The 10,976-nt window shown below is 74.9% G+C and carries 5 protein-coding genes; 3 read left to right on the top strand and 2 right to left on the bottom strand.

What is annotated here, in order from left to right; genetic code table 11:
• Nucleotides 1-196: 196 nt before the first annotated feature.
• The gene (locus tag ACFRAR_RS15965; protein ID WP_380698660.1) at nucleotides 197-361 is read right to left on the bottom strand and encodes a hypothetical protein; all 165 of its coding nucleotides are present in this window, start codon (nucleotides 359-361) and stop codon (nucleotides 197-199) included.
• A gap of 236 nt (nucleotides 362-597) precedes the next feature.
• Here ACFRAR_RS15965 and ACFRAR_RS15960 point away from each other — a divergent pair, with 236 nt between their 5' ends.
• Together ACFRAR_RS15960 and ACFRAR_RS15955 are read left to right on the top strand one after the other, a co-directional pair.
• Nucleotides 598-903: a GNAT family N-acetyltransferase gene (locus ACFRAR_RS15960; RefSeq protein ID WP_380698659.1), complete on the top strand. Its 306-nt coding sequence runs from the start codon at nucleotides 598-600 to the stop codon at nucleotides 901-903.
• Between the two features lie 391 nt (nucleotides 904-1,294).
• Nucleotides 1,295-1,960 (top strand): hypothetical protein, encoded by a 666-nt coding sequence (locus tag ACFRAR_RS15955; RefSeq protein ID WP_380698658.1) that lies wholly within the window; start codon nucleotides 1,295-1,297, stop codon nucleotides 1,958-1,960.
• Between the two features lie 87 nt (nucleotides 1,961-2,047).
• On the opposite strand, the gene ACFRAR_RS15950 is transcribed toward ACFRAR_RS15955, so the two are convergent.
• Nucleotides 2,048-2,821 (bottom strand): thioesterase II family protein, encoded by a 774-nt coding sequence (locus ACFRAR_RS15950; protein WP_380698657.1) that lies wholly within the window; start codon nucleotides 2,819-2,821, stop codon nucleotides 2,048-2,050.
• A 103-nt stretch (nucleotides 2,822-2,924) separates the two neighbouring features.
• Between ACFRAR_RS15950 and ACFRAR_RS15945 the strand changes: the two genes are divergently transcribed.
• Nucleotides 2,925-10,544, top strand: a complete 7,620-nt coding sequence (locus ACFRAR_RS15945) for an SDR family NAD(P)-dependent oxidoreductase (RefSeq protein WP_380698656.1) — start codon at nucleotides 2,925-2,927, stop codon at nucleotides 10,542-10,544.
• Nucleotides 10,545-10,976: the final 432 nt, after the last annotated feature.

Here is a 10,976-nt window from a genome sequence, read left to right as displayed (position 1 = left end):
ACCGTTCTGGGCCCCCCCGGGGGCGGCGGGCTATTTGTGGGGGGGGGGTTTACCCGGGGGGCCCCCCCCCGCGGGGGGGGCGCGGCGGGGGGGGGGGGGGGGCCGGGGCGCGGGGGGGCGCCGGCCCCCCCGCGACAGCAGTGGCGGGAGCGCGGGTCGTACCGGTACCGGTACCGGGTCGTACCGGTACCGGCTCCTACTGCCCCGTGATCGCCTGGGCGCGCTGCCTCAGATCCTGGGGAACGTCGTCCCGCTGGGCGACATCGCGGACCAGGTCCCGCACCTCCGCCTCCTTGTCCGCGGAACCCTCGTCGTCGCTGTTCTCGTCTTCGCCCGCGCTGTTGATGGCGAGGAAGGTCATGGTGTGCTCCTTGCTCCGATGGGGCTCCGCTGGTCGGTACAGGATCCTGACGGTCGGGCAGGCACCGTGGGTGGATCCGCCGCCCAGGCCCTTCGAAAGAGTGAAAGCCGGGGCCCGGACGGCCTCGTCGAACGGCACACCGGCCGCCGTCGCACACCCGTCGGAGACAAATGTTTAGTTTTCAACTATAGTTGGCGGTGCCGACCAGGCAATCCGAACGCACGAGGAGGAACACCATGGAGCCGACCGTCACCGACAACGCCGAGAAGTCCCGCTTCGAGATCCACGACGACGGCGAACTCGCCGGCTTCGCCGAGTACCACCGGTCCGGCAACGAGATCGCCTTCATCCACACCGAGATCGACCCCCGCTTCGAGGGCCGCGGCCTCGCCGGACGGCTGGCCCGCGCCGCCCTGGACACGGCACGCGACCAGCAGCTCGCCGTCCTCCCCTACTGCCCCTTCATCCGCGGCTGGATCACCAAGCACCCCGAGTACACCGACCTCGTCCCCACCACCCACCGCGCCCGGTTCGGCCTCTGAAACCCCGACACCGAAGACGGCGGCCGGCCGGCGGGAACCACCGCCGGCCGCAGGGCCGCGCGTCGGCCGGGCCGGCGGCGGCGCCGCCGCACCACGCTCCGCGCGGGCCCTCGGCCGACGGTCGCGAGCAGGGGCGAGACGGCGGCGCCCTGTTCGACGGCCTTGAACAGTTCGGGCGGGACACTGCCGCCACCGCGGAGGAGCGGGACCAGACCGCCCACCGCGAGCGGGCCGTACGGCCCGGCAGCCTACGGCGCCGCGCCCGCCCGCACGGCGCACCGCGTTCCCGCACCCCACCAAACCGGAGAGATTCTCTCCGCCTATGCTATCGTTCTAGAAGCGGAGGAAAATTCTCCCATTAAGGGTTCCATCTCGCCGGAAGGAGCACGCCATGAACGGCGCGCTGAACGTTCGGACCGTGATCGACGGCACCGAGTACACGCAGGACGACATCCGCCGGTGGGAACTGGACCGTGCCCGCAACGCGCTCGCCCTGCTCAAGAACCGGATCGGCGACGAGCTGATGCGGGAACTGCTCACCGAGGACCTCCGGGTGGCGGACGAGGCCATGGCTCCGCTGCCGGACGCCTCGGGCGGCGCCTGGCGGTCCGCCGTGACCGAGATGGAGATCGGCGGGACCACCGCCGAGGAGTTCCTGACCTGGTGGCAGGGCCGGCTCGCGAGCGGCGACCGGACGGCGCTGCTCGCGGCCAACCCGGAGCACTACCTCGCCGCCTCCGCCGACGGGGTGGTCGAGATCATCGAGACCATCGGCTCCGGACCGCTGCGCTTCTTCCTCACCTTCCACGACGGCGTCGCGATCGCCGACGAGGGCCACGAGACCTACCCCGTCCGGATCGGCGGCACCGGACGGCTCACGGACGGCACCGAGATCTGCCGCGTCATGCACGAGTTCGGCGACGGCCCGCGCGGCCTGCGCGTCCGCCTGACGATCCGGTTCCCCGCGAGCGCCCCCGAGCACGTCTTCACCGGCCACCAGTGGCACTTCGCCTGCGAGTTCCTCAACTGGCTGGAGGCCGCACACGCGGCCCGGTGACGACGGCCGGACGACGGCGGGGAACCCTCGCGCCGCCGGGTTCCCCGCCCCGCGGTACTGCCGACACGCAGCACACACCATCGAGGGCTATCGAGGGTGCTGGAGACCGCCGCGCAGGGCGCCCGCGATCGGGGCGATGGCCTGCGGGAAGTCGAGGCAGTGGTGGGGGACGGGAAGGACGTGGTGAACGAGGGGGTGGCGGGTCATCGGCTGCCAGAGCGGTGCCGAGGCGGCGGGGACGATGGTGTCGTCGCGGGCCGTCCATACGGTGACGGGGTACTCCAGGGCCCTCGGGCTCGGCCCGTAGCCGTAGGCGTCGATCAGGGTGAGGTCGGAGCGGACGGCTCGTAGCGCCACGCGTCGCTCCGGCGCACGTTCGTCGCCGGGGAGCGGGATGGCCAGGGCGTCGGCCAGTTCGGCCAGGGAACCATCGGTCAGCGAACGGCAGTTCAGGTCGAAGGCGGCGTACTCGGGCGGGGAGAAGGCGGCGCACACGTGCAGGGCGAGGGCCGGGCGCCCGCGTCGTTCCAGGTGCCAGGCGACCTCGTACCCGATGACGGCCCCCATGCTGTGCCCGAGGATCACCAAGGGCTCCGTCACGTGGAAGGCCACGGCCTCGGCCAGGTGGGCGGCGAAGTCGGCGAGATCGGCGGCCGGCTCCCGCGCGTCGGTGCCGCCCCGGCCGGGGTACCGCGCGGTCAAAGCCCGGACCGCGGAGGTGAGATGACGTGGCCACAGCGCGAAGTCGGCGACGCCCCCGCCCACTCCGGGGAGCAGCAGTACGGCGACTTCGGCTTCGGACCATCCCGTCCCGGCCGACAGGTCCCACAACGGGCCGTCGCCGAGCGCTCCGCCTCTCACGGCATCACTCTATCGGAGGATCACCGGGCATCTCCGGATACCCGGGCGTCCGCGCGGGGAAGGATCGGGCCGCATCGGATCGGGGCGTTGAGGGGGAGCGGCGATGGAACGTGCGGCGGACATCCGTGGTAGTGGCGGCGTCCACGTGCACGATGTGGCGGTCGTCGGGCTCTCCTGCCGTCTCCCCGGCAACCTGAACGACCTCGATTCCCTGTGGTCGGCCCTGATCGAGGGCAGGGACCTGGTCACCCGGATGCCCGCCGAGCGCTTCGACGCGCAGGAGTTCACGGACGCGAACCCGCTTCGCCCGGGGCGGAGTTACACGGCGGCGGCCGGAGTGCTCGACGACATCGCGGGCTTCGACGCGGAGTACTTCTCCCTGTCCCCGCGCGAGGCGGCCCGCATGGATCCGCAGCAGCGGCTGCTGCTGGAACTGGCGGCGGAGAGCCTGGACGACGCCGGCCTGGCCCCCGAGAAGCTCGCCGGTTCCGACACCGGGGTCTTCGTCGGGGTGTCCAACCACGCCTACGGCAACCTCCAGCTGAGCCGGCTGGAGACGGTCGACCGGCACACGATGACCGGCCTGGCGAGCGGCAACACCGCGGGCCGGCTCTCGCACGCCTTCGACCTGCGCGGCCCGAGCCTGGCCGTGGACACCGCCTGCTCCTCCAGCCTGACGGCCCTTCACCAGGCCTGCGGATTCCTCGCCTCCGGCGGAGGACTGGCCCTCGCCGCCGGGGTCAACATCCTGATCGGTCCGCACGAGTTCGTCGGCTTCGCCAAAGCCTCGATGCTCTCGCCCACCGGCCGCTGCCGGGCCTTCTCCGCCGCCGCCGACGGGTTCGTACGGGCCGAGGGCGGGGTGGTGCTCGTCCTCAAACCCCTCGACCGGGCCCTCGCCGACGGCGACCGCGTCCACGGCGTGATCGTGGCCACCGGCATCAACAGCGACGGCCGCACCCCGGGCCTGGCCCAGCCCAGCGCGCGGGCCCAGGCCGCCCTCCTGCGCCGGGTGTACGGCACGCCCGGCCCGGACGCCCGCGAGCTGCTGTACCTGGAGGCGCACGGCACGGGCACCCCGGTCGGCGACCCGCTGGAGTGCGAAGCCGTGGCGACGGCCCTGACGAGCCGGTGCTCGCCCCGGCGGCCGCTGCCGATCGGGTCGGTCAAGACCAACCTCGGGCACCTGGAATCCGCCTCGGGCCTGGCGGGGCTGCTCAAGGCGCTCCTCGTCCTACGGCACCGCGTCCTCCCGCCGTCCCTGCACGGGCTGCCGGTCAACCCGGCCATCGACTTCTCCGGCCTGGGCCTGGCGCCCGTGACCGCGCCCGTACCGCTCTCCGCCGGTCCGGGCGGGCTGGTCGGCGTGAACTCCTTCGGGTTCGGCGGCTCCAACGCCCACGCCGTCCTCGCCCCGGCACCCACCCCGCCCCCGCGGAACAGTCCCCCGGCCGGCCCCCGCCCCGTCCTGGTCAGTGCCCGCTCCGCCGCCGCGCTCCCCCGGGCCGCCGCCGAACTCGCCGACCACCTCGACACGGTGGACGACCGCGCGTTCTACGACCTCGCCCACACCACGACGGTGCGGCGCGGTCGGCATCCCTTCCGCACGGCCGTCGTCGCCTCGGACGCCCGGACCGCCGCCGCCCGTCTGCGCGACGTGGCCGACGCCCCGCCCGTACCGGTGCCGGCGAGCGGCGCGGTCGCCTTCGTCTACTGCGGCAACGGCGCCCAGTGGGCCGGCATGGGGCGTCAGCTGCTGACCGCTCCAACGGCCGGCGGGGCGGCCGGCGGGGCGGCCGCCTTCCGGCACGCCGTCGGCGAGGTGGACGCGGCCCTGGCCCCGCTGCTCGGCTGGTCGGTCCTCGACGAACTGGCGCACGGCACCGATGCCGCCCGGCAGGCACGGACGGAAGTGGCCCAACCACTGCTCTTCGCCGTGCAGGTGGGGCTCACGGCGGCGCTGGCCGCGTACGGGGTGCGCCCGGCGGGCGTGGCCGGGCACAGCGTGGGCGAGGTCGCCGCCGCCCACGCCTGCGGCGCCCTGGACCTGGCCGCCGCCGCCCGGGTCGTCGCCCACCGCAGCCGGGCCCAGGCCCGTACGGCCGGGTCCGGGCGCATGGCGGCCGTGGGCCTGACCCCCGACCGGGCACGGGAGGAGCTGTCGGCCTTCGGCGACGCCCTGGAGGTGGCCGCCGTCAACAGCCCGCAGGACGTCACGGTCGCCGGTGACGAGGCCGCCCTCCGCCGACTGGCCCGCCGACTGGCCCGGCAGGGCGTCCACTTCCGTCTGCTGGAGCTCGACCACGCCTTCCACACCGCCCGCATGGACCCCATCGAGAAGGACCTGCTCACGGCCCTGGACGGACTGCGGCCGGGCCCCGCGCGGACCGCGTTCGCCTCCACCGTGACCGGTGCCCCGCAGCCGGGCCAGGGCCTGACGGCGCGGTACTGGTGGGACAACGTCCGCCGCCCGGTGCTGCTGCCGAACGCGGTGCGGGCACTGGCCGACCAGGGCTGCGACGCCTTCGTGGAGATCGGCCCGCACCCCGTCCTCGGCCACTACCTGCGCCGCGTCCTCGCCGACGACCGCACAGCCCCCACCGTGGTCCTGCCCACCCTCGCGCGGGGCCGCGCCGACGTCGAGGCCCTGGAACGGACCGTCGCCGCGCTGCTCGCCGCCGGCGCCCGGACCGACACCCGCGCCTTCTTCCCCGTACCGGGCCGGGTGCTGAGCCTGCCCGCCTACCCCTGGCAGCGGGAACGCCACTGGCACGGCTCCCCCGACTGGTTCGGGCACGGCTGCGGCGACGGCCGGCGCCACCACCCCCTGCTCGGCGAACGCACCTCCCACCCCGAGCCGCTGTGGCAACTGCGGATCGACCCGAGCCGGGACCGCTGGCTCGCCGACCACGTCGTCACCGGCGCCGTCGTCCTGCCCGCCGCCGCCTTCGCCGAAGCGGCCCTGGGCGCGGGCCGCCTCCACCACCAAGGCCCCGTGCAACTGGAGGACCTGGCCGTCGAACGCGCCCTCCCCCTGCCGTTCGACGACCCCGCCATGGACATCCGCCTCCAGACCTCGCTCGACGCGGCCGACGGCACCGTCCGCATCGCGAGCCGCGACGGCACCGGCCCCTGGCGCCACCACGCACGCGGGGTGATCCGCCGCCTCCTGCGGGAACGCCCTCCGGCCGAGGACCTCACCGCGCTGCGGGCCCGCCTCACCGGCGCGGTCCGCGCGAGCGAGGCCCGGGCCCGCGCCGCCGCCGCGGGCATCGCCTACGGCCCCGCCTTCGAAGTCCTCACCGCCCTGCGCGTCGGCGACGGCGAGATCCTCGCCCGCTACGCCCTGCCGGACCCGGACGGCCGAGCGGCGTACGTCCTGCACCCCGTGCTGCTCGACGGCGCGCTCCAGGCGGGCGCGCCCCTGCTCGCCCAGGGCGCCGACGGGCCCGACACCCTCTTCCTCCCCTCGGCCGTCGCCGCCCTGCGCGTGTGGGAGGAAGCACCCGCCGAGGGCTGGGTGCACGTACGCCACCGCGACGCGAGCTCACGCGAGGTGTGCTGGGACATCCGCCTGCTCGACGACCGGGGCCGGGTCACCGCCGAAGCCGACGGCTGCCGACTGCGCCGCTTCGAGGCCACCGGCACCGGCACCGGCACCGCACCCGCCCACCTCACGACGGTCCTGCGCGCGTCGCCCGGCCACCACCCCGGGCCCCTCGCGCCCCCACCCGGAATCCCCGCACCCCGCGACCTGGTCCGCGCGGCCCGGCACGCACTCGACGGACCGGCCTGGGACACCGAACGGTACGCCGACGCCACGATGCTGGCCGATCGGCTCGCAGCGCACTTCACCCTCCGCGCCGTCCGTACCGTGGCCCCCGACGCCGCCTCCTACACCCCCGAGAGCCTGATCGCCGCCGGTGTGCTCCCGGTCCACCGCCGCCTGGTGCACGCCTCGCTCCGCCAGGCCGAACGCGCGGGCGTCCTGGGACGCGGCGACGACGGCACCTGGACGGCGGCCGTGCGCCCCGATCCCGGCGCCGCCCTCGCGCGGCTGGTGCGAGCACACCCGGAGTGCGCCACCGAAGCCGTCCTGCACTCCCACTGCGGCGCCGTGCTGCCCGAGGTGCTGCTCGGCCGCAGGGACGCCGTGGCCCTGCTCTTCGACGAGAACACCCGCCACTGGATCGAGGACTACTACGCCGCCACCACCGTCACGCGGCGCTGCAACGCCCTGGCCGCCGGCGTCGTCCGCGAGCTCACCCGGCACTGGCCCGCCGGCCGCCCGCTGCGCGTCCTGGAAGTCGGCGCCGGCACCGGAGGCCTGACCACGGCGCTCCTCGACGTCCTGCCGCCGGGGCGCACCCAGTACACCTTCACCGACCTGTCCGACACGTTCTTCCCGCGCGCCCGTGCCCGCTTCGCCGGTCACGACACCATCGCCCACCGGACGTTCGACCTGGACCGCGACCCCGAATCCCAGGGATACCGGCCGGGTTCGTACGACCTCGTCGTGGCCGGCAACGTCCTGCACGCCACCGCACGGCTGCGCGAGAGCACGGGACGGGTCGCACGCCTGCTCGCCGAGGGCGGGCACCTGGTGACCGTCGAGACCCACGCCCTCGACCGTCTGCTGCCCTGCTTCGGTCCCCTGAAGAGCTTCTGGCACACCGACGACCCGGACCTGCGCCCCGACTCCCCGCTCCTGACCGCCACGCAGTGGCAGGACCTGCTCACCGGCCAGGGCTTCGACGCCGCGGCCGGACTCGGCGAGGACGGGTCGGACGCCGACCGCGGCGAGACCGACTACTCCGTCCTCGTCGCCCGACGCGCCGCCGCCCAGCCCTCCGACCACACACGTGCGGTCACCGGCACCCCCGCACAACCGGCACCCCCCGCCCCCACGACCTCGTGGATCATCGCGGCCGAGCGCCCCGGCACCCCGCTCGCCCAGTCGCTCCTCGCCGCGCTGCGCGCCACGGGCCCCGCCCCGGTGAGCGTCGTCCGGGCCACGACCGACCCCGAGGAATGGGCCGGGCACCTGCGCGCCGACCCGGCGCGCCCCGCCCTGGTCCTCCTGTACACGGACTCCAGCGGCTCCGGGGTGACGGCACCCGACAACAACCGGGAGACGCTGACGGCACCCGACGACGGCCGGGAGACGCTGGACGAGGCCGTGACCCGCACCGCCGTGCTGCGCGCCGTGGCCCAGGCCTGCGCCCAGCTCCCGCCCACCGTCGACCCCCTGCTGTGGCTGGTCACCCGCCCGTCCGGCGCGCTGCCCACGGCGGGCGCCCAACCCTTCCCCCCGGACTGCGTGCCCTGGGCGGTGTCGCGCAGCCTCGCCAACGAGAAGCCCCGGCCGGGCGTCCGACGGCTGGCGTTCGAACCGGGGCCGTCCGCGCCGCTCGACGCACGGCGGCTGGCCGTCGAGCTGACGACGCCGACGACGGAGGACGAGATCGTCCTCACCCCGGCCGGGCGGTTCGTCCCCCGGCTGCGCGAACTGCCCGCGCCGACCGCCCCCGCGGGCCGGCGCCCGTACCGCCTGCGCCTGCGACGGCCGGGCCTCGGACACTCCCTCAACTGGATCCCGGCATCCGACCCGCCGGCACCCGGTCCCGGCGAGCTCGTGGTCGAGGTGCGGGCGGCCGGGCTCAACTACCGTGACGTGCTGCTGGCCACCGGCTCGCTGCCGCCGGGCGCGGAGCCCTCCCCGCCCGGCGAGCACAGCCTCGGGCTGGAGGCCGCCGGCATCGTCACCGCCGTCGGGGAGGGAACCTCCCTCCGGGTGGGGGAACGCGTCTTCGCCTGCGTGCCCGGAGCACTGTCCTCACACCTCGTCGTGCCCGCGGCAGCCACCGGACGCATGCCGGACGGCATGACGTTCACCGAGGCCGCGACCCTGCCCGTCGCCTTCTTCACCGTCCAGCACTCCCTGGAGCACCTGGCCCGCCTCACCGCCGGGGAGACGCTCCTCCTGCACGGCGCCGCCGGCGGCGTGGGACTCGCCGCCCTCCAGTACGCCCACCACGTCGGAGCCCGGGTCATCGCGACGGCCGGCAGCCCCGCCAAGCGCAACCTGCTCGAACTGCTGGGCGCCGAACACGTCCTGGACTCCCGCACCCTCGCCTTCGCCGACCAGGTACGGGAACTCACCGGCGGCGAGGGCGTCGACGTCGTCCTCAACTCGCTCGCCGGTGAGGCCATCAGCCGAAACCTCGACGTGCTCCGCCCCGGTGGCCGCCTCGTCGAACTGGGCAAGCGCGACATCCACACCGGCGGTCGGCTGGCCCTGCGCGCCTTCCGCAACAACCTGTCGTTCCACGCCGTCGACGCCCTCCAACTGCTCGCCCGGCAACCGGAGCTGTCCGCCCGCCACTTCGAGACCCTCACCCGGCGCGTCCGGCAGGGCGTCTACCGCCCGCTGCCGTACCACCTCCACCCCGCCCACGACGTGACGGACGCGTTCGCCCGGCTGCGCCGCTCGCACCACGTCGGCAAGGTGGTCGTCGCCCTCGACTCCGCACCGCGTCTTTCCGAACCGCCTCGCCGCCTCGTCTGCGACCCCGCCGCCACCTACCTCGTCACCGGTGGTCTCACCGGCCTCGGCGCCGAGGTCGCCGGCTTCCTCGCCCAGCGCGGAGCCCGCCACCTGGCTCTGCTCTCCCGCCGCGGCTCCGCCACGCCGGGCGCCGACGGTCTCGTGGCCGCGCTGGCCCGCACGGGCGCCACCGCCACGGCGTACGCGGCGGACGTCGCCGACCCCGACGCACTCGACGACGTCCTCGCCCGCATCGCCGCCACCGGGCACCCCCTGCGCGGCATCGTCCACTCCGCCATGACCGTGGGCGATGCCCTGCTGACCGAGCTGGACGACGCGACCGTCGAATCGGTCCTCGCCCCGAAACTCCGCGGCACCCTGCTCCTGGACCGTCTCAGCCGCCGCCTCCCGCTGGAATTCTTCGTCGTCCACTCCTCCGTCTCCGCCACCGTCGGCCACCGTGCCCAGGCCGCCTACGCCGCCGGCAACCTCGCCATGGAGGGTGTCGTCCGCGCCCGCCGGGCCGCCGGTCTGCCAGGCCTGTCCATCGGCTGGGGACTCATCGGCGAGATCGGCAGCGCGGCGTACGAGGAGGTCAGCCAGGTACTGGAACGGATGGGCCTCGCCCCCATGCGCACCGACCGGATCCTCGCCGCCCTCGAAGACCTCATGACCCGCCCGGACCGCGAGCCCGGCGACACCGACACCCGGTCCCCGGTCGACGACCACGAGCGATCCGCCCTCCTGGTCGGTCACTTCGACTTCGCCCGCCTCGCCACGGTCCTGCCCACCGTCCGCGCACCACGCTTCACCGCCGTCCTGCCCGCCCAGGATCCCGGCAACGTCCACACCCTCGCCCGACGCCCCCACGGACCCGAGGACGCCCCCGCCCTCAACCGGGCAGAAGTCGCCGACCTGCTCGCGGCCCTCGTCGCCCACATCACCCACCGCCCGCCCGACCGCGTCGACCGGTCCCGGGGGCTCGACGCGCTCGGCCTGGACTCCCTCATGGCCACCGAACTGGTCGTCGCCCTCCAACGCGAACTGGGCATCGACCTCCCCACCATCGAGGTCGTCAACGCCGGCAGCATCAACGACCTCGCCCACCGCCTCCAGAGCCTCCTGGGCCCAGCCGCCGCCCACTCGGCCCCCGCGGCCGATGACACCTTCCGGTGACGGCAACCCGTTGTCCGCGTCCGGCTCGGGAAGCGCAGATCCGGCGGCCCCTCCCCCTCCTCGGCCGCGCCCGAGATCCACGGCTTCCCCGGCGGCGAGGTCTTCGCCGTCCTGTCCTGGGGTGACAGCACCTCGCCCTTCACCCGGCACACGATCGTGATGAAGCGCGTCATGTGACACCCATACGGGACCGGGTTCACCGCACCGCCCCTCCCGGTGCGGTGGACCGGGAACCGGACGGCACGGGTGGTCGGCGTCACGATGGGTCTCCGTTCCGGCAGCGGGTCGCGCGGGTCATCGACCGTCGAACGTCGGGCCTGGTACGAGCCATGGCCGCTCACCCGATCGGACCACTCCCGCCGCCAGTGCGGAACGGTGACGGTTCGGGCCCGGAAGAATCGAGCCCTCCCCACCAGGGGAACGCCGTGTGGC

The organism is Kitasatospora sp. NPDC056651, from assembly GCF_042792155.1.
Lineage (GTDB): Bacteria > Actinomycetota > Actinomycetes > Streptomycetales > Streptomycetaceae > Kitasatospora.
This window is presented reverse-complemented; position numbering and strand designations above follow the sequence as displayed.